Origin of the sequence: Paenibacillus sp. FSL W8-0187 (assembly GCF_037969755.1) — a bacterium.
Classification (GTDB): domain Bacteria; phylum Bacillota; class Bacilli; order Paenibacillales; family Paenibacillaceae; genus Paenibacillus_AQ.
Window position 1 is genome coordinate 3,506,137 of the sequence record NZ_CP150206.1, and the last position, 25,603, is coordinate 3,531,739.

General features: G+C 47.3%; 25 protein-coding genes and 2 pseudogenes. 18 read left to right on the top strand and 9 right to left on the bottom strand.

The window, feature by feature from the left end; translation table 11 throughout:
* The first annotated feature begins 10 nt into the window (after positions 1-10).
* On the top strand, positions 11-757 hold the full coding sequence (locus MKY48_RS15735; protein ID WP_339293380.1) for a hypothetical protein: 747 nt from the start codon (positions 11-13) through the stop codon (positions 755-757).
* 230 nt (positions 758-987) lie between these two features.
* A complete protein-coding gene (locus MKY48_RS15740) occupies positions 988-4,506 on the top strand; it encodes a discoidin domain-containing protein (RefSeq protein ID WP_339293381.1) in 3,519 nt (1,172 codons plus the stop codon).
* An 86-nt stretch (positions 4,507-4,592) separates the two neighbouring features.
* Here MKY48_RS15740 and MKY48_RS15745 read toward each other — a convergent pair whose 3' ends face one another.
* The 5 genes from MKY48_RS15745 to MKY48_RS15765 form a co-directional block, all read right to left on the bottom strand.
* Entirely contained in the window at positions 4,593-4,775 is a 183-nt protein-coding gene (locus MKY48_RS15745) for a DUF2524 domain-containing protein (protein WP_076323398.1), read from the bottom strand.
* A gap of 77 nt (positions 4,776-4,852) precedes the next feature.
* Positions 4,853-5,656 carry a phosphonate ABC transporter, permease protein PhnE gene (phnE, locus tag MKY48_RS15750; protein ID WP_339273192.1) on the bottom strand — a complete coding sequence of 268 codons (804 nt, stop codon included), beginning with the start codon at positions 5,654-5,656 and terminating at the stop codon, positions 4,853-4,855.
* The gene (gene phnE, locus MKY48_RS15755) at positions 5,653-6,477 is read right to left on the bottom strand and encodes a phosphonate ABC transporter, permease protein PhnE (protein ID WP_339273194.1); all 825 of its coding nucleotides are present in this window, start codon (positions 6,475-6,477) and stop codon (positions 5,653-5,655) included. Before phnE (MKY48_RS15755) ends, phnE (MKY48_RS15750) begins: the two co-directional genes overlap by 4 nt.
* Positions 6,474-7,247, bottom strand: coding sequence for a phosphonate ABC transporter ATP-binding protein (phnC, locus tag MKY48_RS15760; RefSeq protein ID WP_339273195.1), 774 nt, complete (start codon positions 7,245-7,247; stop codon positions 6,474-6,476). Before phnC ends, phnE (MKY48_RS15755) begins: the two co-directional genes overlap by 4 nt.
* A gap of 20 nt (positions 7,248-7,267) precedes the next feature.
* Positions 7,268-8,257 carry a phosphate/phosphite/phosphonate ABC transporter substrate-binding protein gene (locus MKY48_RS15765; protein ID WP_339273197.1) on the bottom strand — a complete coding sequence of 330 codons (990 nt, stop codon included), beginning with the start codon at positions 8,255-8,257 and terminating at the stop codon, positions 7,268-7,270.
* A 177-nt stretch (positions 8,258-8,434) separates the two neighbouring features.
* On the opposite strand from MKY48_RS15765, the gene MKY48_RS15770 reads away from it, so the two are divergent.
* The 9 genes from MKY48_RS15770 (at position 8,435) to MKY48_RS15810 (ending at position 14,912) form a co-directional block, all read left to right on the top strand.
* Entirely contained in the window at positions 8,435-10,021 is a 1,587-nt protein-coding gene (locus MKY48_RS15770; RefSeq protein ID WP_339293382.1) for a bifunctional UDP-sugar hydrolase/5'-nucleotidase, read from the top strand.
* Between the two features lie 232 nt (positions 10,022-10,253).
* Positions 10,254-10,529, top strand: a complete 276-nt coding sequence (locus MKY48_RS15775) for a hypothetical protein (RefSeq protein ID WP_339293383.1) — start codon at positions 10,254-10,256, stop codon at positions 10,527-10,529.
* Between the two features lie 202 nt (positions 10,530-10,731).
* The gene (locus MKY48_RS15780; RefSeq protein ID WP_339293384.1) at positions 10,732-11,232 is read left to right on the top strand and encodes a DinB family protein; all 501 of its coding nucleotides are present in this window, start codon (positions 10,732-10,734) and stop codon (positions 11,230-11,232) included.
* A 247-nt stretch (positions 11,233-11,479) separates the two neighbouring features.
* The gene (gene yedE, locus MKY48_RS15785; RefSeq protein ID WP_339293515.1) at positions 11,480-12,634 is read left to right on the top strand and encodes a selenium metabolism membrane protein YedE/FdhT; all 1,155 of its coding nucleotides are present in this window, start codon (positions 11,480-11,482) and stop codon (positions 12,632-12,634) included.
* A complete protein-coding gene (gene yedF / locus MKY48_RS15790) occupies positions 12,624-12,851 on the top strand; it encodes a sulfurtransferase-like selenium metabolism protein YedF (RefSeq protein ID WP_015735163.1) in 228 nt (75 codons plus the stop codon). Before yedE ends, yedF begins: the two co-directional genes overlap by 11 nt.
* 156 nt (positions 12,852-13,007) lie before the next feature.
* On the top strand, positions 13,008-13,283 hold the full coding sequence (locus tag MKY48_RS15795; RefSeq protein ID WP_339293385.1) for a helix-turn-helix transcriptional regulator: 276 nt from the start codon (positions 13,008-13,010) through the stop codon (positions 13,281-13,283).
* Positions 13,280-13,447 (top strand): AbrB family transcriptional regulator, encoded by a 168-nt coding sequence (locus tag MKY48_RS15800; protein WP_339293386.1) that lies wholly within the window; start codon positions 13,280-13,282, stop codon positions 13,445-13,447. Before MKY48_RS15795 ends, MKY48_RS15800 begins: the two co-directional genes overlap by 4 nt.
* Positions 13,447-14,178 (top strand): ABC transporter A family member, encoded by a 732-nt coding sequence (locus tag MKY48_RS15805; protein WP_339293516.1) that lies wholly within the window; start codon positions 13,447-13,449, stop codon positions 14,176-14,178. The genes MKY48_RS15800 and MKY48_RS15805 overlap by 1 nt, the downstream gene beginning before the upstream one ends.
* Positions 14,175-14,912, top strand: coding sequence for an ABC transporter permease (locus tag MKY48_RS15810; protein WP_339293387.1), 738 nt, complete (start codon positions 14,175-14,177; stop codon positions 14,910-14,912). Before MKY48_RS15805 ends, MKY48_RS15810 begins: the two co-directional genes overlap by 4 nt.
* A 150-nt stretch (positions 14,913-15,062) precedes the next feature.
* Here the strand turns inward: MKY48_RS15810 and MKY48_RS15815 are convergent, their stop codons facing one another.
* Complete coding sequence (locus MKY48_RS15815) at positions 15,063-16,184, bottom strand: DUF4261 domain-containing protein (protein ID WP_339293388.1); 1,122 nt, start codon at positions 16,182-16,184, stop codon at positions 15,063-15,065.
* Between the two features lie 198 nt (positions 16,185-16,382).
* On the opposite strand from MKY48_RS15815, the gene MKY48_RS15820 reads away from it, so the two are divergent.
* The 6 genes and pseudogenes from MKY48_RS15820 to MKY48_RS15845 all read left to right on the top strand — a co-directional run bounded on the left by MKY48_RS15820 (position 16,383) and on the right by MKY48_RS15845 (position 22,054).
* Positions 16,383-16,865 (top strand): GNAT family N-acetyltransferase, encoded by a 483-nt coding sequence (locus MKY48_RS15820; protein ID WP_339293389.1) that lies wholly within the window; start codon positions 16,383-16,385, stop codon positions 16,863-16,865.
* 141 nt (positions 16,866-17,006) lie between these two features.
* Positions 17,007-18,395: a hypothetical protein gene (locus tag MKY48_RS15825; protein ID WP_339293390.1), complete on the top strand. Its 1,389-nt coding sequence runs from the start codon at positions 17,007-17,009 to the stop codon at positions 18,393-18,395.
* A 286-nt stretch (positions 18,396-18,681) separates the two neighbouring features.
* Positions 18,682-18,900, top strand: a pseudogene (locus tag MKY48_RS15830) (MarR family transcriptional regulator); the annotation flags it as partial.
* Positions 18,901-19,035: pseudogene (locus MKY48_RS15835) on the top strand (ABC transporter substrate-binding protein); the annotation flags it as partial.
* 244 nt (positions 19,036-19,279) lie between these two features.
* Entirely contained in the window at positions 19,280-20,335 is a 1,056-nt protein-coding gene (locus MKY48_RS15840; RefSeq protein WP_339293391.1) for a LacI family DNA-binding transcriptional regulator, read from the top strand.
* Positions 20,336-20,356: 21 nt separating this feature from the next.
* Positions 20,357-22,054 carry an NPCBM/NEW2 domain-containing protein gene (locus MKY48_RS15845; RefSeq protein WP_339293392.1) on the top strand — a complete coding sequence of 566 codons (1,698 nt, stop codon included), beginning with the start codon at positions 20,357-20,359 and terminating at the stop codon, positions 22,052-22,054.
* Positions 22,055-22,262: 208 nt separating this feature from the next.
* Here the strand turns inward: MKY48_RS15845 and MKY48_RS15850 are convergent, their stop codons facing one another.
* On the bottom strand, positions 22,263-22,817 hold the full coding sequence (locus MKY48_RS15850) for an XRE family transcriptional regulator (RefSeq protein ID WP_339293517.1): 555 nt from the start codon (positions 22,815-22,817) through the stop codon (positions 22,263-22,265).
* A gap of 120 nt (positions 22,818-22,937) precedes the next feature.
* On the opposite strand from MKY48_RS15850, the gene MKY48_RS15855 reads away from it, so the two are divergent.
* Positions 22,938-23,525, top strand: a complete 588-nt coding sequence (locus MKY48_RS15855; protein ID WP_339273216.1) for a LysE family transporter — start codon at positions 22,938-22,940, stop codon at positions 23,523-23,525.
* An 87-nt stretch (positions 23,526-23,612) separates the two neighbouring features.
* Here MKY48_RS15855 and MKY48_RS15860 read toward each other — a convergent pair whose 3' ends face one another.
* The gene (locus MKY48_RS15860) at positions 23,613-24,545 is read right to left on the bottom strand and encodes an L-lactate dehydrogenase (RefSeq protein WP_213647333.1); all 933 of its coding nucleotides are present in this window, start codon (positions 24,543-24,545) and stop codon (positions 23,613-23,615) included.
* Between the two features lie 266 nt (positions 24,546-24,811).
* Positions 24,812-25,450 carry a thioredoxin family protein gene (locus MKY48_RS15865; RefSeq protein ID WP_339273217.1) on the bottom strand — a complete coding sequence of 213 codons (639 nt, stop codon included), beginning with the start codon at positions 25,448-25,450 and terminating at the stop codon, positions 24,812-24,814.
* Between the last annotated feature and the right edge of the window lie 153 nt (positions 25,451-25,603).

Here is a 25,603-nt window from a genome sequence, read left to right on the forward strand (position 1 = left end):
GAAATGACCTATGAACAAAAGTATGAAAATAACGGTTGCTGCGCTAAGCGGTGTATTGATGCTGGGCGCCATGAATGCTGCTGCGGAGGCAGCACCAGGGAAACCTGCAAGCACGGCAGCCGCTGTGAGCAAAGTGGCACAATTGGAAAAGGAGGAAATAGCCAGAATTAGTAAATTGCTTAAGGAGAATCCGGATGACTCTTATATGGTATACGTAAGCAATGAACTGACCAATAGAAAAGGTCTAGAGACGTTCGCTATGGGGAACATTCATCCAGAGTACACTACCTATGATGATTATTGGAAGAAAGCCTCTACTTTAAAAGAAGCGGTACTGAAAGAGCCAAATAAACTGCCAGAGAATTATCGCTTTGTATCGGGGGAAATACTCGGTCCATACAGCACCGAATATCATAATGAATTGAAGGCAGAAGCTAAAAAGCTGAAAAAGCAAGTTCATTCAAAAAAAGTGAATTGGACGAAATCAAGCATGATTTCATTACAATATAAGAACGGAACCGATTATGTTAAATTCCAAAGCACACGACTTGATCCGAAAGATAAGAAGCAGAAAGGGTATACCTATATAACCGCTGAGGAAGTGAAAAAGAAACATCCCAAGCTTGGTAAGGAATTTATAATCAACACGCTTTCCTGGAACGAAAATGGCAAGTCATTCAGCATCTCAACCAATCCGGGTAATCCATTGACAGAAGAAGACCTGATTAAAATGGCTAAAACGGCAGTCAAAAAGTAAGAAGAATAACCATATTAAGATTTTAATTGGTACAGAATACAAAAATACAATTTTTTGAGTGAAATAGGGTGCATTTAGGAAAAAATTTCTTCCTACTTGCACCCTTTTGTAATATTATAGAAATGTTTATATGAAGTAAGCGTTTACTTTGTGGGTTGCGCATTTGAAAAGGAGGGGTGAATTCAGAGTTAATCCGTGTATTTCAATACTAGATAATATGGAGGGAACTGATGAAGAAAACCGTTTATATCAAGATCGTTTGTCTGTTGTTGAGTTTAGTTGTAGGAATAACTTCGGCATTTGTGGCAGTTCAACCTGCTAGCGCACAGGCGAAGACGAAACAGGAGAGCGGGAATGTTGAAATCAGCGATCCTGACGCCATTATAACCTTTCCTGAGAACAAGAATGACACGCCACCAAGCGTTACAGAAGTCGTGTATGACAAGGACGGCAATATAATGACCAATGGGCAATCAGATGATGAAGCGGCTCGGCTCCTTGCAGAGGCAACATTCAGCGGGACGAATCTCGCCCTGAATGCTCCAGCATTTTCATCGGGTAATGAAGTGGATTATTTGACGCCTGGCTTGGCGGTTGACGGCAAGGGCAATACAAGATGGTCCTCGGCTATAGAAGACGATCAGTGGTTCTATGTTGATCTGGGCGAGAAGAAATCGTTCGACCGGGTGGTCATTCGCTGGCAAACTCCAGCCGATACATACAAGATTCTTGTGTCGGATGACGCTCAGACCTGGGTCAATGTCAAGGACAATGACGGAATTATCCAATGCAAGGGGGGCGTGGAAACCGTCGATTTCCCTTCGCTTGAGGCTCGTTACGTGAAATTCCAGGGCGTTAAGCGAGCGCCTGTCGAAGGAACGCTGTATGGCTATTCCTTTTATGAATTTGAAGTGTATCAGTTGAATGATTTGCAATCTGTGATCGATAGGGTTGCTGGTGTTCTGAACGTGCAAGCCGGACAAACCAAGCTGGATTGGTCTGCAGCAGAGGTGCCGGATGGATACAGCGTGAGTGTATATGGAAGCGACAGGCTCCCTGTCATTGACCTTGAAGGAAATATCCGTACCCCGCTTGTAGATGCCAAGGTGAATCTGATCATCCAAGTGGAGGATCTGAACCAACCGGATCGGAAACTGCTGTCGGACAATATGACCGTCATCGTTCCGGGCTTCCATGAGCAAACACCGGATCGCAATGCCGAGCCGGATGTCATCCCTTCGCTGCGTGAGTGGTATGGAGACTCTGGCAATTACACATTAACCGAATCCTCGCGCATTGTGGTGGATCCGAAGGATGAATCGGTATTGCGCAAGGCTGCGGAGATCACACGCGATGATCTGTTGGATCTCACAGGTTATGAGCTGGAAGTGACAGCAGGGCAGCCGCGATCCGGTGATCTCTACCTAGCTATTGATCCGTCCTTGTCCTGGCTTGGGGATGAAGGGAATGTGTTCAAGGTGAGCGAGTACGTTTCAATTACCTCATCTTCGGCGACAGGATCCTTCTTCGGCACGAGAACGGCGCTCCAAATCATCAAGCAGAACGAGGATCGCACGATTCCGCGCGGGGAGGCGAGGGATTACCCGAAGTATGAGAAGCGGGGACTTATGATCGACGTTGCCCGCAAATATTTTACGATCGATTTCCTGCGGGACTATGTAAAGCAGTTGTCTTGGTACAAAATGAATATGTTCCAAATCCACTTGAACGATGATGTAGGGACTCCGTTCGCGGATGGAACGACGGCAGCATATCGCTTGGAGAGCACCATGTATCCCGGACTTGCAAGCGGGAACGGGCACTACACGAAGCAAGAATTCAAGGAGCTGCAATTGATGGCTATGGATTATGGCATCAACGTGGTTCCGGAAATTGATACGCCTGGACATTCCCGCGCATTCACTTCCTATAATCCGGCACTCGGGGATGAGCGGGGATTGGATATTTCCAAGCCCGAAACGGTGGAATTTGTCAAAAGCTTGTTCAATGAATACTTGGATGGAAGCGATCCGACCTTTGTCGGGCCTGAAGTGCACATCGGCACGGATGAATACTGGGGACCGGATATCGAGCGATTCCGTTGGTACATGGACACCCTTGTGAAGCATATCAATAGCAAGGGCAAGCATCCGATTATGTGGGGAGGCTTGACCATGTACAACGGGACCACACCGATCAGTAATGATGCAACGATGGGAATCTGGTATGAACCGTATGGTGCACCGCAGCAGGCCGTGGATCTCGGTTATGACGTCATCAACTCCCAAAATGTCTTTTTGTATATCGTGCCTACGCTCTATGGGAATTACTTGAACTCGCAATTCCTATATAACGAGTGGGAGCCGAACAAATGGGAGAACACAACGCTGCCGCTTGGCCATCCGCGCGTGAAGGGCGGCATGTTCTCGATGTGGAACGACGTGTCGGATGCGAACGGCGTATCCATGGATGATGCGCATATCCGTTTAATGCCTGGAATCCAGGTGGTCGCAGAGAAGATGTGGACCGGGACGAGAGACGACAAGTCCTTCTCCCAATTTGAACAGCGGACGAAGATTCTTGGCGATGCGCCGAATGCTGACCGTTCTCACAAAATTACAGTGAACAATCAAGATCATCTGGTCATGAAATATTTGTTCGATCAAGGCTTCAAAGATGATTCAGGCAACGGCTTTGACGGAAAAGGCGTCAATGTCGATATAACGGACGGCAAGTACCAGCAGGGTGTTCGCTTCAATGGAGGAAAGAGTTATGTCGAAACGCCGGTGGATGCGATTGGGTTCGGGTGGACCGCTTCCATGTGGATTAAGCCCGACAAGAACAATCCCGATGATGCCGTATTGATGGAATCGCCTGCAGGAACTTTGAAGCTGAAGCAAGGTAAGACAGGAAAGCTCGGATTTACCAAGGAGCATTATGACAGTACCTTTAACTATGTTGTCCCGGAAGATAAGTGGACGCATATTTTGCTGAAAGGCGATGACAAAGGCGTATCGCTGTTCGTCAATCTTGACGAATATGTGGAACGGCTGGAAATGCAATATCCGAAAATGCACACGCTCGTCCTGCCTACACTGCGAATCGGCAGCGAGACGAACGCGTTTAAGGGTGTACTGGATAATGTTGTCATCCACAACAAAGCGATCGAGCTGTTGAGCACGGAAAATCTTGCGCTTCACAAGTCGGCGGAGTCCTCGGAAACGGAATTTCCGTATTATTCTCCTGATATGGCCGTGGATGGCAATGAATCCACCCGCTGGTCCAGTGCGTACGTGGATGATGCCTGGTTTCTTGTGGATCTAGGAGAGAACAAGGAAATAAATAAAGTCACTATAAAGTGGCAGGGCGCTTACGCGGAGAAGTATCAGATTCTGGTGTCGGATGACAAGACGAACTGGGAGAATATTTCCGGCGAAGGCGGCGTCATAGAGTCTAAGGGAACACTGGACATTCTGGAGTTCGACACTAAGCAAGCCCGATATGTGAAGTTCCAAGGCGTGAAGAGGGCAACCGTCTTCGGCAACTCGTTCTTTGAGTTTGAGGTGTATTCACCGGGGAACATCCCTGAATATAAGGAGCTGATTGCCAAGATGGAGTTCCTTCTCACGAAGGTGAACGAAAACGCAAAGCTGCATCAATTACTGCTTCAGGTATTAAATCGCTATCCATATGACGCGAATCGTCCGATTGATCCTATGAAGACATTAATCAAGCAGATTGGGGAGTAATAGCGAAATAAAAAAAACTCGTATCCTTCACGGATACGGGTTTTTTTAATCATGGAGGGATCTCTAAGAAGAGGTTGGATTGAACGTTAATGGTTAATATCGCACTTGTTCATAATGAAGGAGATTTGATTCTCCAATCGGTTGAGTTGTTCCTGTGTTTCTTGGTCTTCAGCACCTTGTTCCCGCAGAGCGGCAAGTTCTTGCTTTAGCTGATGGAGATCGTCGCTGGCTTTCGCGCAGTTATAGTCGCTTTCCAAATTGTCGATCATCATGGTTCCTCCTTGATTGTATGATGTGGTTCTTCACTAGTATGGAGGATACTTCCAAAGTTATTCACGGCCTTCCGTTAAACGAGCTTTTTTCGAATCGCTCCTGATATCAAATCAATCAAGGTAATCATGACGATAATCCCCAGCAAAATAATGCCGACGCGGTCCCAATTCCGTGAGCTCAGCGCGAATATAAGCGGTGTCCCGATTCCGCCTGCGCCGATAATGCCGAGGATGGTTGCGGATCGGAGGTTGATTTCGAAGCGGTAGAGGATATACGACAGAAACCCGGGCAGTACCTGAGGCACAACGGCGAACCGGACAATTTGCAGCCTAGTCGCACCAGCAGCGATCAGCGCTTCGGTCGGGCCCGTATCGATCTGCTCCACCTCTTCGGAGAACAGTTTGCCGAGCATGCCTACTGAATGCAGACCGAGTGCCAGCACGCCTGCAAAAGAGCCGGGGCCCACCGCCTTGATGAACAATAGCGCCATTACGATTTCAGGAAAGACGCGGATGAGGCTGAGCAGCACTTTGCCTGATCCGGAGGCGAATATGGACCCGGTCATGTTGGCAGCGGCCCAGAAAGCGAATGGGATGCAGATGCCAGCCGAGATGATCGTCCCTAGAATGGAAATCGCCAACGTATCCAGCAAACCGCGCAGCAAATCCTCTCCGTCTGGTAAATAGACAAAATCCCAATCGGGTGAAAACAGACCGGAGAAAATAGCTTTTGTCACCTGACCTGCCGTATCTTTAATGCCTGAGTACGGGATCCCCAAGAAAGCCCAGACATAAACGATCGCCAGCACGACGTAGATAAGCCAGCGGAGACGGCTTTTTTTCGGTTGGGGAACGATGTCGTTCCATGATTTGCTCATAACAATTTCTCCCGCAGTTTCGTACTAAGATAGTCGATCATCAGGACGACAATCAGGGTGAAGATGATGATCATGCATGTCTTGTCGTACTCAAAAAATCCGAGTGTCACTTCATAATAATGACCGATCCCGCCAGCTCCCACCAGACCGAGCACGGCAGCGGCACGAATATTGATTTCGAACGTGTAGAGCGTATAAGAAGCGAAATGTGCCCGAATCTGCGGGACTGCACCGTATACGATCAGCTGCGGGAGATTTGCCCCGGCAGCGGTCATCGCCTCCAGCGGGCCAGGGTCTATCGCTTCCAGTGCTTCATAGGTGAGTTTAGCAATCAGACCCAGTGAAAAGACGGATAGGGCAAAAATCCCCGGTAACGGGCCCAGCCCCAATATCGCGACAAAAAAAGCGGCAAGCAAAAGGTCAGGAATGGTCCGGATCAAGTTCAGCAGGAAGCGAACAGGATAGGTGATCCACCGGCTTTTGACCAAATTGCCTGCACACAGCAGCGCAACCGGAACCGCCAGGATGGCGCCGAGCGTCGTGCCGATCAGCGCCATGCGTATCGTCTCCAGCATCGCCTCCCAAATGTTGTCGAGATAGCTCCATTTCGGCGGAAACATCTCCCGCAGCAGGTCAAGCATGTTCGGCAGTCCTTCCACAAGCTCCTTGAAGGTAGCGTCCGTCTGCAGCGCACTACCCCAGACGAGAAGCAGCAGTATAGCCGCTGTCATGTAATGCTTCAGTTTGCCCGGCGGTTTTGGGCGAGGAAGGGGAGCCTGACCTGATTGTTTGAATGGCGCCGTTTCCAGTTCCATCTTCATACAGCCGTTTCCTCCAATAGCTCATCTTTGCCGAATGGCCGCCCGTATATTTCCGTAAACCGCTCGTCCGTCGCTTCCGATAACGGTCCGTCAAAGACAACCTCCCCGGCACGCAATCCGATAATCCGTGTAGCATACTGCCGGGCCAGATCGATCGAATGCAGATTCACGATCGTCGTAATTTCGGATTCCGTGTTAATTCGTTTGAGATCATCCATGACCTGCTTCGTGGTCAAAGGATCGAGGGAAGCAACCGGCTCGTCCGCCAGTATGATCTTGGCCTCCTGCGCGAGCACTCGGGCAATCGCGACCCGCTGCTGCTGTCCGCCGGACAGTTCATCGGCACGAGCATACGCCTTCTGGACAATGCCTACCCGGTCCAGCGCCTGAAAGGCCAGATCCACATCGGCCTTCGGAAATCGGCCAAGCAGGGTGAGCAGGGTGGAATGGTATCCGACGCGTCCGGCGAGCACATTGCGGAGTACGGAAGAGCGCTTCACAAGATTGAAGCTCTGAAAAATCATGCCGATATCCCTTCGGATGCGGCGCAGTTCTTTGCCCTTGGCCGCTGTAATCGATTTACCGTCGATCACGATTTCGCCTTCGGTAATGTCGTGAAGCCGGTTCATCGACCGCAGCAGGGTCGACTTCCCGGCGCCGGACAGCCCGACGATCGCCACGAATTCGCCGCGGCCGATCGTCAGATTGATATGGTTCAGTGCTTTGGTTCCATTAGCGTAATTTTTCGAAACGTTGCGAATTTCAATCATGGCACCCAGTCCCTTATCCTTTACTCGGTCTTTACCTTTTCGCCGTATTCACGGACAATCTCAAATTGAGTGTCATCCGATTTTACATATCCTTCATGGGTGTAAATTTCGGAAATGATTTTGTGGCCTTCTTCGTCCTGGCCGATCTCGATAAATGCATTCTGCAGCTTCTGGGTCCATTCTGCGCTCATATCGGAGCGCACGCTGATTGTATCGTTTGGAATTTTCTCCGTATAGGTCAGCACACGCGTATCTTCAAACACGGTTGGATAATCGGTCTTAACGACATTTCGGGCATCCTGGAAGATGGCTGCTGCATCGACATCGCCGTTCAACACAGCAAGGACAGCTTGGTCATGACCTTTAACCGTAATCGGCTCGACGTCCTTCAACGGGTCGATTCCGTTATCCATCAGAACTGCGGCCGGCCATACATAACCGGCAGAGGAAGACACGTTTTGGTAAGCTATTTTTTTGCCCTTCAGGTCGGCAACGGATTGGATGGCGGAATCCTTTTTCACGATCATCATCGCCTTGTAGAAATCCACAAGTGCATCCGTAGGCTCCCCAGTTTCATCCTTTACGCCAAAGCGCTGGGCCTGCAGAATAACCTCGGCAGCGCCTTTCTCCTTGGCAAGAACATACGCGGTTGGCGGCAGGAAGCCGACGTCTACTTTTTTGGAAGCCATCGCTTCTACAATCGTGTTATAGTCAGTTGATACGCTGACCTGAACGGGGATCCCGATTTTGTCGGACAGCAGCTTTTCAAGCGGCTTGGCTTTGGCTTCAAGCGTGTCGGCATTCTGGGAAGGAACAAATTGGACGGTCAGTTTTTCAGGGACATACCCGGTTGATTCTGTAGCCGTGCTGCTGCCTGTGCTTGTGCCTTGCGAGTTCTCCTGGCCAGCGTTCGCCGCGGCTTTGCCGCCGGTGTCGGTATTACCGCCGCATCCGCTGATGACAGCGAAGGACAATAACAGGGGCATCGTGAATTTCATCCATTTTTTCAAAGCAATGACCTCCATTTTATAAGTTAAATGATATGTCTTACCTGCTTCACTATACGGAGGGAGTGTTAATGGCCTGTCAATGAAATGATAACTTTTTGTAAAGACATGGAATTTTAATATAAAACTGCATTTCGGTTGATAGAATGGCTTGAAGACGATACGAACAGGAGAGATGGTATGAATTCGACGAATAAAATGACGATTGCCGTGCTGGCTACCAGCGACATACACGGGCATCTGTTCCCAACGGATTACCGGACTCAAGACGAACGGAATCTAGGGCTCGGCAAGCTGGCGTCCCTGATCCGTGAAGAGCGGCATATACATCCGGACCTGCTTCTGATCGATAACGGAGATTTGATTCAAGGCTCTCCGCTGGCTTCCTATGCAGTAAAAAGAGGAACCGATATCCACCCTATGATTAGTGCGCTGAATGAACTGGGTTATGATGCAGCCGTTCCGGGTAACCATGAGTTTAATTATGGTATGGAGACGCTCGGACAAGCAGTGCGGGATTCCCGGTTTCCTTGGCTTTCTGCTGGTATCCGGTTGCAGGATAGCAGGGAGCCCGTCCTCGGAAAGCCCTATCTAATCAAGCACATCGGTGGCATCCGGCTGGCGGTGTTGGGTGTGACGACGCACTACATTCCATGCTGGGAGAATCCGTCCCATATTCAGGGTCTCGAATTCCATGATGCCCTGGAAACCGTGAAGGAATGGGTGCCGCGCATCCGTGTGGAGGAGCAGCCCGATGTGATGATCGTGGCGTACCACGGCGGATTTGAGCGCGATATAGAAACCGGAGAACCAGCGGAAAACATCACCGGGGAAAACCAGGCTTACGCCATGTGTGCTGAGGTGGATGGCATTGATGTGCTCATCACCGGACATCAGCATCGGCTGCTGGCCGGGCAGGTGCATGGAGTAACGGTGGTCCAACCCGGCTTCAACGGACAGGCCATTGGCAAGCTCAGCTTGGATCTGATCAGGGAGCAGGAACGCTGGATTATCGCGGAGAAGCGGGCCGAGTTACTGCGACCGGAGACAGGGACGACGGCCGATACGGTGTTGCTCGCTTCCAGCCGGGATATAGAAAGCCGGACCCAGGCATGGCTCGACGAGCCGATCGGACGGGTAGAGGGTGACATGAGCATGAACGATTCTTTCGCCTGTCGGCTAGAGGAGCATCCCTTTATTGAGTTCATCCATCGCGTGCAAATGGAATATGCGGGGGTCAACGTTTCCTGCACGGCATTGCTAAGTGAAGATTCCAAGGGCTTTGGAGAGATTATTACAAGGCGGGATATACTTACGAATTTCATGTATCCGAATACGCTGGTCGTTCTGCGTCTGACTGGGCGCGACATTCGGGATGCGCTGGAACAGACAGCCTGTTATTTTACGGTCGGCCCAAAAGGGACCCCTGCCGTGAACCCGGCATATGTGAAGCCGAAAGCGCAGCACTATAATTACGACATGTGGGAAGGCATTGAATATACAATAAACCTTGCAGAGCCCCCAGGATCTAGGGTCAGCAGGCTGAAATATAACGGCGCCGACTTGCCGGGCGAGATGGAGCTGGATGTGGTCATGAACAGCTACCGGGCAAGGGGAGGAGGGGATTACAGCATGTTTCAAGGGAAAGAAGTGATTCGGGAGATTCTGATCGACACCGCGGAGTTAGTGGAACGGTATATCTCGGAGCGCGGAAACATTGCGGCTGCATGTAATCACAATTGGGAAATCGTCATAGAGAGGAATTAGCTTGGTGGACAATTGTTATACGTAAGGAGAGGTTTTAAATCTATCAACATGGTTAAAGAAACTATCCTTACCATCGCGGCTTGCGTACTAATTTATTGAGCCCTCTTGAGGGGGGATTGCGGATGCGAAGGGGTCCAAGTTCACGATCTACGCCGGACTGTCCATCCAAGCCGGAACATTACTGCTCCTAACTTGGTTCAACGGTTCGATCTATGGTGTTATTCCATTAATCATGATATGGATGGCCGCCACATGGGCGACATCCCCGGCACAGCAGTTGTATTTAGTTACCTTGGTGCCACAGTCGCCGGATATAGCCTTAAGTGTCAACACTTCGTTTATCCAATTTGGCTTTGCCCTCGGCTCAGGAATCGGGGGATTGGTGATCAGCAGCTCCTCCATTGGCAACCTGGGCTGGTCCGGGTTGGTCATGGTTTTGGTAGCGCTCTTGCTAGCAGTCCGATTGTTCGCTTACGATAAAGTCGCTGAACATGCAATGAGGCTATAGTGGATGGAATCATTATGGAGGCGGATCAGATTTTGCAAAGCAGCTAGAAAGAGGATGAAAAAATATAACTATGACAATCTTTGTCACTATTAGCAGATATGATTGAGCTAAGGATGATCATCTTACATTCTTTTTCATAGTGGGGGGAAGAGAAGTAACGATTTTCATCAAATATTGAATGATAAGAAGGGATGAACCAATCATGTATATAACCGTTTCAGATTTTATTACAGAATGGAAGAGAGAAGCAGAATTAACGCAAAAGGTGTTAGACAGTTTGACGGATGAATCATTACGGCAGCAAGTCTATCCTGAAGGCAGGACTCTGGGGAGAATTGCATGGCATTTCGTAACGAATACCCCTGAATACTTGACTGAATTCGGGCTTGTTCTCGATCAGGTAGAAGATTCTGATGAAGTACCCTCCGCGAACGAAATCGCCGAGACCTTTAGAAAAATAAGTTCCGAAGTAGCAATAGCTCTTGAAGCACAATGGACGGATGATACTCCAAAACAAATTCAGAATGCCTTTGGACGTGAGGAATCAAATGCTACTATCTTTATGGGATTGATAAAGCACATTGCTCATCATAGAGGACAGGTTACTGTTCTGATGCGTCAGGCGGGGTTAAATATTCCTGCGGTATATGGACCTTCAAAAGAAGGGTGGATACAAATGGGAGTAGAAAATCCGCCACTTTAAACATGAATAAAGCTCGGGGAACAAAAACATACACGCATTCAAAGTCGCGAACAATCGCGGCTTTTTTGTTTTGACGATGTAAGTTCATGAACAAATTTCATCCCCGCATTGCAGTTTTTATAGTACAATGGAATTTGTGGGTTTTCTTATAGATTAGTATCGTGATTTTAGTGGAAGAGGAGTTTTTGAGCAAGTGAAAAAGTTATATTCACTATGGTTCGGAAGTTATTGGAGTCCTTATCTGGTTATGGCTCTGGCCGGCATTCTCAGCGCGGTCTACTTCGGAATCACCCATACGGTATGGGCTGTAACCGGTGAATTCACCCGTCTCGGAGGGCATATTCTGGAATTCATCGGGGTGGATATATCGGATTGGGCGTATTTCGACCTCGTCCATATGGACGGAACGACATGGACGCGGACCGACGGCTGGATCGTATGGGGCATGTTTATCGGAGCCCTCATTACGATTCTGCTGAGCAGCAATTTCAAGATCCGAATGCCGAGACAGAAACGACGGTACGTTCAGGGATTTGTCGGCGGAATCATCGCGGGCTTCGGAGCCCGGCTGGCTCTGGGCTGCAATCTCGCAGCCTTTTTTACCGGGGTGCCTCAATTCTCCCTTCATTCTTGGATCTTCATCGTTGCTACTGGCGCGGGCACATTCTTGGGTGCTCGGCTGGTTAACACAAGATGGTGGAAAGGGAAGTCCGTTCTGAAAATGGGCGGTACCGTGCCTTCCGTTAAATCGGGTAAGAACAGGCAACCTCTACTAGGGGCTGTGCTAGGTCTTGCGTACATTGCATTGATCGTATACTTCTACGCAACTGGCCGCACGATGCTGGGGACAGCCGCCCTTTTCGGAGCAGCATTCGGCATCCTGATCGAGCGGGGGCAGATCTGCTTTACTTCGGCTTTCCGCGATCTGTGGATCAGCGGCCGAGCCACGATGACAAAAGCGATTGCTGTCGGCATGGCAGTCAGCTCCGTCGCTACGCTTATCGTAATTCTTGTATACGGTCTGGACCCGATTACGAAAATTGCCGCGCCCAGCACCTTTATCGGTGGATTGCTCTTCGGCCTGGGTATTGTCATGGCCGGCGGTTGCGAAACCGGCATGATGTACCGACTGATGGAGGGACAAGTTGTCTTTTTACCCGTGTTTATCGGCAACATTATAGGCGCAACCTCTTTGGCATATGCATGGGATCATATGGGGGTATTTAACCTTCTAGTGAAGAGTGGCTCGCCTATTAACCTGATCACCGTCATGGGTCCGGCTGCTGCACTGATTGTTACGCTGCTCATACTCGGTGGAGGATTCGCTGTCGCCGCATACTGGCAAAAAAACTACCGCTTCGGCGTAGGATTCAAGAAAGGGGATGCAACCCATGTCCGTTGATTTCACACTGGACCTCCGGGGGGAATCTTGTCCATACCCGGTCATCTACACACTCGAAACGCTCCGTGATATGAAAAAAGGACAAACGCTTCAGGTCATTTCGGACTGTCCGTCCGCATTTCGCAACGTGCCGGAGGAAGTCGTAAAACACGGCTACACCATGGCACAGGAGCCAGTCAAAAACGGCCAGGAATTCAGCCTGTTTATCCAGGCGTAATGCTATTATCATAATTGCGTAAAAAGCCTCCCTTCTGACAGGGGGGCTTTTTATGTGAGCTGTTCTGCGGCAACTGAAAGCAACATGGAATGTTATCCTTGATTGGTGGTTTGCTCGGAAAATGGCTTTATAATGGGAAAAAAGGATGTGATCCATATGATTCATATGAATTTGAAGAAATTGCGAAAAAAACACCGATTTACCCAAGAAGAAGTTGCCGAGAAGATCGGCGTGTCAAGACAAGCTGTTGCGAAGTGGGAAAATGGAGAGACTGTACCGGATATTCAGCATTGTACAGCTCTCGCGGATCTGTATGGCGTAGTACTGGATGATCTGGTCCATTACTCCGATAAGCATTCAGAAATCGGCCTGCGGCCCAAGGGAAAACATATTTTTGGAATGGTACGGGTTGGGAACGAGGACAGATCGTGATTCCCAAAAAAGCCAGAGATATATTCGATATACGCCCCGGTGATCGCCTGGTGGTTCTAGGTGATGAGGAGCAGAAGGGAATTGCCATTATGAAAAGCGATGGCTTGCTGCAGTTTGCAAAGGATATATTAAATGCGCAGACATTCGAGGAGGAAGATGAGTGATTGCCATACAAACGATGAATTTAACTAAAAGATACAAGACCAAAACCGCGGTTGATTCACTAAACCTTCAGATCGAGCATGGAGAACTGTTTGCTCTGCTTGGCGTGAATGGTGCAGGAAAAACAACGACGATTAAGATGCTAACCTGTCTCAGTAAGCCAAGTAGCGGCGACGCGGCACTGTTAGGAGACAGTATCGTTGCCAATCCATATGCAGTGAAAGAAAAAATTAATGTGTCTCCTCAGGAAACGGCTGTTGCTCGGAATTTGTCCGTGAAAGAGAATCTTGAGTTTATTGCTAAAGTTTATGGATTTGAGTGTCCATCTATTGCCGTTAAGGTGGAGGAAATGCTGGATACTTTTAGTCTTCGAGAGGTAGCTCAAGATAAAGCAAAAACGTTATCGGGAGGCATGCAAAGACGACTTAGTATTGCGATGGCCCTCATTTCGAACCCTGCGATCCTTTTCCTGGATGAACCCACACTGGGACTGGATGTCATCGCAAGAAGGCAGCTTTGGACAGCTATTAAAAAGGTCAAAGGAAAAATCACCATCATTCTGACAACTCACCATATGGAGGAGGCGGAAGCCCTTTCGGATCGAATCGGAATTATGGCGAATGGGAGATTAAAGGCAGTTGGAACTGCTGCAGAATTAACAGAAAAGACAAACACTCCAACACTTGAGGATGCTTTTGTATCTTTAGCTGCATTAGAGGAGGCAACAGGATGAGATCTACAGCATTTGCCACACGAAACCACAAAGAAATGGTTAGAGATCCGCTGAATTTGGCCTTTGGCGTCGGCTTCCCATTGGTTATACTGTTGCTGCTATCTGCCCTGCAACAAAATATTGAAATTGAACTCTTTGTCATTGACCAGCTTGTTCCGGGCGTTGCCGTGTTCGGGTTCTCCTTCATTTCACTTTTCTCTGGGATGCTTATAGCCAGAGATCGGAGCTCCTCATTTTTAATGAGATTGTATACGGGTCCGCTAACTGCACCGGATTATATCGTGGGATATACATTACCTTTAGTTCCGATGGCGTTTCTCCAGGTTGCCATAGCCTTTGTTGCGGCTTCCTTCTTGGGATTACAAATAACTTTGAATGTTCTGCTCTCCGTTATTGTGCTCCTTCCAACAGCTGTTCTGTTTATAGGAATCGGGTTGCTGGCAGGCAGTATATTTAATGATAAGCAGGTAAGTGGTATATGTGGTGCGTTATTGACGAATCTTAGCGCATGGCTTAGCGGCACTTGGTTTGATCTGAATCTTGTCGGCGGTTGGTTTAAAGAGATTGCGTATGTACTCCCCTTCGTCCATGCGGTTGACGCGGGAAGAGCCGCGATTTCAGGAGATTACGCTTCGATCTTACCTCACCTGTGGTGGGTGATTGGGTATGCCGTGGTTATCATGGTTGTCGCCATTTTCGCGTTTAGGAAGAAAATGAGTGGAGACAACGATTAGTGAATGGACGCATGAAGAGGGGACGACTATATGTTACAACCAGAACAATTATTGGATCCCTTGGCAAGCTACGAGCTGGAAAGTGTGAAAAGCTCTCCAAGTTAATTGAATGACTTGGAGAGCCATTTTATTGGAGAAGATTACATTGAATCAGAACTTGATTTTAAGCGTGTCACCATCCAGATAGACACCCTCGGAACGCATAATCGGCAGCTTCTGCTCCGCCGAAAAGCCGATGGTTTCCCCGTCCTTTAGTGTGACGTTCTGTTCAACGATATATAAAGAAATATCCATCAGGAATTCACGGAGCTCGGCAGGTGTCACCTGGCTGTCCAGCACTTCGATCTCGTCTTTACCAAAGGCTCTGAGCCCATATGTATATCCATTGACTCCGGATTCCGTACGAACTAGCCCGAAGTATACCAGATTTAACAGTGGAAAAAGATCGTCGGATTTTATAGTTTCAGCCATTTTCACAAAGAGCTCAGGCTGAAATACCGTGCCGGATGAATAGAGGCCGACGGCATTAGGCAGCTTCAAACAGCTCGCCGCCAGCTTGGTGTACACCCTGCCGCTATCAAGCGGGGAGGCAGCACGCGAAAACACCGCCAGAATAAGCTGGCTGACATGGGTTTTGGTTACCTCCACAGCCTCTGGCCACAGGTAGTTGCCTTGCGCGTAATGCTCAGCCTCGCCATCCGGTACCGGAGCGTCAACGAAGCTGACCGCGATCATGCAGCCGTCTGCCTCAAAGACCAGAATTCCTTCTTTTTCCTCACCGGAGCTGCCATCATCCGGGGAAGAGGAAATATTCCAATCGTGCAGAAGATTTGCTTTGATCTGTTCCAGGTCGCATTCCGGGGAGTTCAACAGAACGAAGCCATTAAATACCCCGGATGATTCATTGGAATCCAACGTGTTATCCTCTGAAGTTTCCCCTGCCTCATATAGTGCCGCCTGCTTCATCCAATACTCACGAATCATGTTAACCATGGCTACAGCTTCCTGTTCCGCGGTGGAAGGATGATAGGGCTGCATCTCACTAAATACATGTCCACAATGCTCGGTGTCTGACGGACTTTCATAACCGCCGCAGACGCCGACCAGCCATTTGCCAAACAGGGTCTTCTTATATTTGAAAATATAATAATGCATGTCGTGGAGATCAAATTCTCCCGCTAATTCGATTTTGCTGGGTTTATGGCCGAGCTCTTGTTCATTTGCCAGCCATTCGATCATGGAATCCTTAGCTGCTTGTTGTTGAACTGTCATTGTGTTCCTCTCCTTATATATGTGCGATAGTATAACTGCTATATTCTACCAACCTTTATTGTGTTGGGCAATACTAGAAAAACGCGAATGATTAGCCGATGTGGGAACGTTTTTTGACTGCGGTATTCTCAAAAATAGGCAGGATTGATCCATAACCATATTGAATATTCTTACATACGGAGGAATGGAGGTGGGGAGGTGGAACTTCTAAGGGTTACATATGAGCAGAAAATAATATTACGTAACCTCATGGAGCTTTATCAGTACGATATGAGTCCATATGAAGATGAGCGTGAGAATGACGTTAACGAATTTGGCCTGTACGATTATAAGTATTTAGACCATTACTGGACGGAAGAGGGGCGGTATCCTTACCTTGTTATACAATCGGGGAAGCTGGCCGGATTTGTATTGGTGAGAGAAATTAAAACAGCAAGTGATGCAACTCCAAACTATTCCATGGCGGAATTTTTCATCTTGAAAAAATACCGAAAGCAGTCAATTGGTAAAGAGGCAGCTTTCAAAGTGTTCGAAATGTTTAAGGGCAATTGGAGTATCGCTTGGTTGGAAAAAAATCTGTCAGCCCAAGCTTTTTGGACAAAAGTCATCTCAGAATACAAGGCCGGCGAATATTCCAAAACCATGTTCTCAGGTAACCCTGCAATTGAATTTTGTGTCTAAAGGGTCTTCGTTTCCTTATTCAATAGGTAAAATGAACATGTTATTTTCCCTGATAATAAATCACCTAGAATGAAGAATCATCATAAATCCATCCAGGACGGTCGCCTAACCGTCTTCCACTGAATATATCTGGAGTATCAGATGATTCAAGAGAGGATGTTGGCCTTGCAAGCTGTTTCTCATGATCTCGTTCAAGGATGGATTGCCTACACATCGAATCGTGGTGGATCGTTCGACATTTGGCTGTACCGGCCACAGGACGGACTTCATGTTCAACTTACTCGGGGACTTGGCGCGGAATTTTCCGTTCCCTATTGGTCGCCCGACAGCAGGAGTATCGCATTTATCGGAATTGGAAATGTGGTCTACTTGCTGAGTATCGCCACGCGTACTGTAGCCAGGATTGACCAAACCGAACCTTTCACGCTGTTGGACTGGTCTCCTGACAACCGGTCTCTGGTGTATGTTAAAAACGACCGAATCGTCGTTTATGATACTATCACGCATCGGAGCTATACCTTCTCAGAGCCAGGAGCTAGTGATGTCCAATGGTTCCCTTCGGGAACGGAGCTTCTATTTGCGGCTCCCGATGCCAGCGGCATCACGCAGCTCTTCCGCATGCGAACCGATGGCACGAACCGGAGACAAATCACGCAAAATACGAACGGACCGCTCCACGACGTTCGGATATCCCCGGACGGAACCTTCGCACTGTATACATTCCCTGGTGCAAGCATCTCCATAATTTCAACTGTGGATTTGGCAACGGGTACCATCTATACGCTGGAAGGCGGATCGCTCGCCAAAAACTATTTTCCGTCATGGTCACCGGATTCCCAGAGCATCGCCTACAGCGCAACCGCTTATGAAGAGCCAAACTATTATTCGCTTATCCAGATCGACAGCCGCACCGGTCAGAATCAAATAACGATAGCGGTTTCCGACTGTTTTGCCACTCCCGTAGGGTGGTCCCCGGACGGTATGAAAATCGCGTATTTATCGGGATGCGCAGGTGTAGAAAGTGCAAGTCAGCTCTGGATTGTGGATCTCAGGGATCAGGTGCCGGTGAACGTTGTCAGCGGCGGCCGGATTACAGCCTTGCAGTGGTCTCCTAGAGCCAGAAGGATTTCGGAAAACATCTTTACCAGCTTTGTGTACCGGGTATCCTTTCCATATCCCGCAAACTGGCGTCGGGTCAGTGAAGAGAGATACGAAGGGGCCGACGGTTTTTTTCAGTTATCTGCGATTTCATCGGGTGAAGGTATTACCGAAGTGTGCCACTCTGAAGCCTTTCACCCATTGATGCCTTACGGTTCATCACCAAGAATTGTTCCTGTGAAGATACAAAATCAAGAAGCGTGTTTTATTTTTCCGTCAGCCGACCAACCAGCGGAGATGAATAAGCAGTCCGCCCTGATCGTAAGATACCCACGCCCTGTCCAAATTGGAGAAACGTTCTACAATTATTTTATCTTGTTCGCTGACGTCAACCATATCCGTCAAATTGGTGCGCGGTTGTCGTTCATTTAGTTAACTATTCATTTCTTTCGAACCATTGAGAATAAATCCCACTTGATAGGTGGTATTAATTGGTTTAATCTAGCCACAGGCATTTCCCTTCAATGATCATTAAATGATCATTCATTATCTTAGCATTGAACGATACGGTCAGCCGATTGGTCCACCAAAGGCTCCTGTTTACTCGTTTGTCGTTAGTACGACAAAAGGGGTAGATGGGGGTCTTTCTGTATTTCAAGAGTTAGCTGTGGGAGATAAGGACTGCATATGGAGGTTTATGACCCGAGAGAGGAGCGACATGGAAGAGAAGGATTGGGATTTATTGGAGGAGGCTGATTGGCATTTTCGTAAAGTGGTACGCAGGTTTGTCAAAGAGCGTGACAAAATCTCGGTAGAAGGCATCTCACTGCCAGGCTTGCTGATTCTCAACACGATATTCCGGGATGGCGAGCAAAGGCTTGGCGAGCTGGCGGAACAGCTCGATTTCACATCCGGAGCGGTAACGGCGATATGCGACACTTTCATCCCCTATCTATGGGATGTTTATTTGGCTGAAAACGGGGTTGCGTTCTCGGATGTGGAACTAATCGGACAGGGAGGTTTCGACGAGGCGTATGTGGCTCTCAAACAAGGCGACATCGACGCCGCCTGGGCCCGTGACTACACGCTTAGATAGCGGGTTCAATACGGTCTCTTTTTGTCCATTTTAAAATGTAATCTTGTGAGGAGGGGATACGATTAAAACATCTTATTATTTTTTCGTTGGTTCATTTGTAGCAAATAATGAAAAAAAATTGCGCAAAAAACGTTGAATAATTTGCTAATGAAGTATAATATTGCAACATAGGGAAGGATAAGCGTTTTCCAAAATTTCAATAGACAGGTGTTATGCCGAAATGAAAATAACTTTAAAAGACATTGCCGACCATGCAAATGTATCTATTTCTTCTGTATCGAGGGCTTTAAACAACGCAAACTCAACAGCACTTGTAAACGACCAAACGCGTATGCGCATTATTCAAGCTGCCAAGGACCTGGGTTACCATAAGTTTAACAATTCACTGCAAAAAAACGAAAATTTTTCAGTGAATAAAAAAGTTCCAAAGAGAGTGGGACTCGCTTTATATGATGTAAAAGCTAAATACCAAGATCCTTATTTTTCAGAAATCATTTACGGGATCGAAAGTGAATTGATTGATCAAGAATGTATATTGGACTTTACATTTGAGGTGCAAGATATTTTCAATTTCAATTTATTTGGGGATATGAACGAGAGTGACTTAGGAGTTATTTGTATCGGACCGCTTAAGCATGATTTTATAGATGAGCTTAATAATCGGGTTCCATTTGTCATATCGGTGGGCGGAATACCTAAGCTGGACATTGATTATGTTACGGTGGATTTTCGCAATGCGGCAATGCAAGCAGTTCAATATTTGGTAGATCTTGGTCATCGAGATATCGCTTATATTGGCGGAAGCTCTCAAGTTGGAATGCCGATTGATCAAGAAGAACGTTTCTATGGATATAAAGAAGCGATGGAGTTGAACCATCTTGACATTGTTCCGGAGTGGGTTCAAGACGGCTGCTTTGATCTGACCAAGAGCTATGAAGCCATGAAAAAAATTTTAAACACGCAGAGTCCGCCCTCGGCCGTATTTACAGCTAGCGACAAAATGGCATTTGGGGCGTACAAGGCAATTGGTGAATATGGGCTATCGATTCCAAATGATATATCTGTTGTTTCTTTTGATAATGTCGAAATGTCAGAATTCATTAACCCTCCGTTAACAACGGTACAGGTTCACAAGGAGGAAATGGGGAGAATCGCAGTCAAATTACTGCTTCAACGCATGGAAGGGGGGATACCTTTGCCATTGATCAGCTATTTGCCGACAAAACTAATGGTCCGCAGTAGCTGTACCGAGAAAAGCGAAGTGAAAACTATATGAACGTTTGAGGAGGGTATAATAATGAAAAAAGTAATGGCTTGTCTCGCTTTAGCCGCTTGTATGCTTTTCCCCTTGGGTGCTCCAGTGCACGCGCAATCAGCCCAAGAGGACATAAAAGCAAATGATAAAAAACCAAAAGCAACCTTTCAAGTGATCAGTGACCTGCATATTAGGGATACATCGTTCTCTCATAACAAGCTTTTGAAAGCGCTTCACGACCTGCATTCCATTGACCCGCAGGCAGATGCTATGGTCATCAACGGAGATATAACGAATAACGGTTATCCGGAAGAATATGCAAAGGCTCGCGAGCTTCTTGATCAATCTCCTAAACCGATGAATCTGTATATGACCATTGGGAATCATGAGTTTTTTAATGGAGCTGGAAATGAGGTGAACACCAGTCGGTTCGCAGACTTTATCGAAGAGGAGCATGTGTATTACGAGAAAATGGTGAAAGGCTATCCTTTTATATTCCTTGGCTCTGAAAGCTGGGGGCCTGTCGATTCTCCCGCCAAAGACGATGCCTATCTGAGCGACGAGCAGTTGAATTGGCTGGAAGATACTTTGGAAAAACGCAGCAAGAGCGAGAAGCCTATGTTTGTTTTTCTTCATCAGCCCCTTTCCGCCGTATATGAAGCAGCAGAAAAGCGTTTAACCGATCTCTTCTCGAAGTATCCGCAAGTTATTTTATTCTCTGGCCATACTCATCGGGATATGCGACTTCCAAATATTAACCTAACACAGAATGAATTTACGAGCATCAATACAGCTTCTGTCTATTATACAACCTTCGCACCGACAGTAAACTGGGACGAAAGCCAAGGATTGTATGTGCAAATTTACGATGACAGGGTCGTAGTCCAAGGACGTGACTTTTACCGTAAGCAATGGATTCCCGAAGCGCATTACACGATTGATGTCCAATCGGCAACAACATTTTCTTATCGTAATAACTACGTTATTCCGGGTGAAACCGCCCTATTAACCACGAAATTTACAAATTATGGACAAAACACGATCGAGGCCATCCAAGTGGACTTAACGGCCCCTGATGGTTGGAGTGTAGAGGCAGTAACCGATTCTCTGGTCACCCATCTTTCGCCTGGAAGTTCGATTGAAACAGATTGGCGTGTGACGCCCCCTGATATTGCTGGGCCTGGATTCGCAAAATTAGATGCAGCCGTTTCATTTGAATATGGGGAAAATAATAAGCAAACAGAATGGAGTGCCGACTCTATAGTATGGATACCAGAACGGCTCCCAGCTGCCGATTCTTATGTAAGTGATGTGGAATGGATTCATTCCGCAAATCATTGGGGGCCCGTAGAACGGGATCAAAGCAACGGTGAAAAAGCAAAAGACGACGGAAAAACCATAACTATTGGCGGCGAAGAATATACGAAAGGCTTAGGTGTGCATGCGAATGCTGAGATTGCTTATTATATAGGCGGCAACTTCTCGACATTTACCTCAGATATCGGAATCGATGATGAAGTTGGAAATAGAGGGTCGGTCGTCTTTCAAATTTGGGCAGACGGCGAGAAGGTATATGACAGCGGGCTTGTTACCGGATCTGATTCCGCCAAAAAAGTTCATGCTGATATCTCCGGCGCAAACGTACTGAAACTGGTCGTCACTGATGGCGGAGACGGCACTGGCTACGACCATGCGGATTGGGCAAATGCCCATATTGCCAGATCCGATGTAAACAGCTAGGAAGGCTAATAAAAAGGGTCAAAAGGCACCCCATCTCCGGTCATTTCCGGATTTGGGGTGCTATGCATACCTTGAATTACATACATGAACGCTCGGCTGGACCCTTTGGCAGTCTGATTGCGATACCGGCCGGACTCATCATCGGAACAATATACGAAGCAGCAGTTCCCTCTTATGGAGGGGGCTGCTGCTTTTTCAAATCTCCTGGTTATTTGGAATAATGGATCACCATGCTTAACCGGTTCATGGAGGTGCCGGAATTATGGTAAACATGAGGTTTATCGGCCTTAAACCGAATGGATTTACCTGGAGTCACCGTATATTCCTCGTTATCGACACGAATGGTAAGCTCTCCTTCGAAAACAGTAATAAACTCTTCCGTCCCCTCAATGTGAGCCTCTACACTTAAATAACCGCCATGCTCCATTTCTAATGAATACATCTCGAAGCGTCGTCCGTCCTCATATGGAAAATATGGATAAATCCGAACTTTTCCGTTATCCTCTACCAGCGCTTGTACCTCTTCTTGAGATACCACGACCGTTTCGGAATGAGGCTCATTGATCAATGATGTAAAAGAAAGCTTTAATCCGTTCGCGATTTTCCATACGGTTGTTATGGAGGGGCTCGATTCTCCGCGTTCGATCTGACCCAGCATCGTCTTGCTGATTCCGGTCATCTCCGCGACTTTATCCAGGCTTAGCTTCCTTTGCTCCCTTAGCAGCTTCAAGTTATTCGCCAGTATTAAATGAATGGGCTTCAACATCATACACCGCCTTTTTTATAGGTTGTGCGTTATAACGAACATAATGTATAATTATAACGTACGGACGCTATAACGCACAATTATAACTACTATAACATATGTGAAAGGAGGGAGCGAGTGTTCATCGTTCCGCTGTTGACTTATGCCATTGTCGCGTCTTTTACGCCCGGCCCCAATAATATCATTTCGATGACGAATGCACGGAGCCACGGATTTAAAAGAACAATGCGCTTTATCGGAGGGGTAGCGGCTGGATGCCTGGTCATTATGTTGTTGTCCAGCTATTTCAATCTGGTATTATATCCATTCATCCCGAAGATTAGGTTTGTCATGAATATCATCGGATGCCTGTACCTGATCTATCTTGCTATTAAAATCATGCAGAGCAAGCCGCAAGATGCAGATGATAAGGCGCGTGGATTCAATACCTTTTACTTCGGATTCATCTTTCAGTTCATGAATCCGAAGGTTATTTTATACGGGATTACGGCCATATCGACTTTCGTCATGCCCATCTCCACATCCCATGCGCAGTTGTTATCATACTCGTTCTTGCTCACGATCGTCGGCATTTGTGCCAACATGACCTGGGCGTTGTTCGGTTCGCTGTTCCAGCATCTGTTAACCCGATATGAGCGCCCGTTTAATATATCGATGGGATTGCTTCTGCTTTACAGCGCATTTTCTATTTATGCCGCCAACTGATACGCTCGCTTCATCGTGGTGTCATCGACGCTTTAACTAAAAGAACAAGGCTTCCCGGATTACTCATTCGGAAAGCCTTGCCTTATTTTATTCGAAAATGTTGGAGATTTGTTCTTTCAGTTTGTTAGCGGATGCATGGAACTGGTTTAGTTCCTCGTCATTTAACTCAAGATTCAGAATTTCCCGAACCCCTGTACGATCAACCACGCAAGGTACGCCTAAGTATACATCAGACACACCGTGGTAGTCCGTCAGCAGCGTGGATACATTGAGAACGGAACCTTCGTTTTGCAAAATGGAGACGATAATCCGATCGAGCGCCAAGGCGATCGCATAGGAAGTGGAGCCCTTGGCGTTAATGATTTCATAAGCCGCATTCTTGGTGCGGTCGAAAATATCCTCTTTTTCCCCGTCTGTCAGATCGATCCCAATCCCCGCGATGTTGGCAATGCTCCAGAGCGGCAGCTCGGAATCGCCGTGTTCCCCGACGATATGGGCGTGTATGCTGCGCGGATTAATGCCTTTGTTTTGTCCGATCAAATACCGGAAACGGGCGCTATCCAGCAAGGTACCGGAACCGATTACGCGATTGACCGGGAAGCCGCTCTTCTTCAACGTGACGTAAGACAAAATATCAACCGGATTTGTAGCCACAAGAATGATGCCATGATCATTGTATTTCACGATATTTTGGATAATGTCGTCAAATATCGCCGTATTGCGCTTCAATAAATCAATTCGGGTCTCGCCAGGTCTTTGGTTGGAGCCTGCGGCAATGACAATGATGTCTGCATCCTTGCAATCGCTGTAATCTCCAGCCCAAAGCTTCACGCCTCCGGCAAAGGGGAGACCGTGATTCATATCCAAGGCTTCACCAAGAGCTTTGTCATGATTCGCATCGATTAATACCAGTTCAGATACTCTCTCTCGCAAGAATAAGGTGTACGCAGTCGTTGCTCCTACAGCTCCTGTACCGATGATCACCACGCGGGACGGGCGCTGAGCTTCTTTTTTTGTCATAAGTGTTTCTCTCCCTTGTACTGAGTTAATGAAATTTGGTGAATGGTTGTACTTCTAATGACTTACCTTATTAAGTGGCTGCGCGAACTGTGACTCCCTAAGGCATCGTCGATAGTAATGATAACATATTCAGGAAGATTTAAGCAGCGGGAATGTGATTTATTTCATCCTGCATGTTCATTATGTAACTTTGACAATGTTAGAAACCACACTCCTACATTACATATTGAATCAAGGGGAGGGGATCACACTTTCGCCAAAGGTGGTCATAAGTGCTTATCGGCAATTCTCTCACGTATAAACGAAGTGAATCGTTGCTTTAATTCCTGAATCATGACTTTCTGATATTCATTACCGTCATGGTAGAGATCGCCGATCTTCTTGTACGTTTGGTCCAGTTGTTCTTGATAGGCTGAGGCTTGTTTATCGGGATAGTTCCTTTTGAACTCGTCCATGACGTTCTGGATGTATGCCGGTCGAGCGCCCCAAGTTCCGAATACCTCTCCGGTGCTTGCATGGAGAAAAACTGCAATCGGATGGGCGCGTCCGCCATCCGTGAGAAACAGATCCATAGTCTCCATATGATCTTCCATGATGAGCACTTCAGACGGGATACGGCTATATTCCAATATTCTAAACAGTACAGGAACATTCCATATGACATCCGGACACCAATCCGTACAGAGAATCAGGCAGTGCAGTTGGTTGAATGGGTTTCGCTCCGAAGTGAAGAATTGTTCACTCTCTTTATTCTCCCACTGGAAGCGATCATATACCTGTCTAAATAATTCCTTCGTATTAGGGACGCTGCTCAATTTCATTTCCCGAATCTTCATATTCTCCATAAATTGTAGAGGCGTTAAACCCTGGCCGATTTTGTGTTGGAGATGGATGGGATGAGTCATAGGATCATACGTCCTTTCATAACGTAATAGATTCATATTGATATACATCCAAGCTTGCATTAACTTAAAACAAAACTGACCACATAAAAATGGTCAGTTTTTATCTGTTTAAGAAAGTCAGATGTTAATGAATGTTGTATGATCGATTGAAGA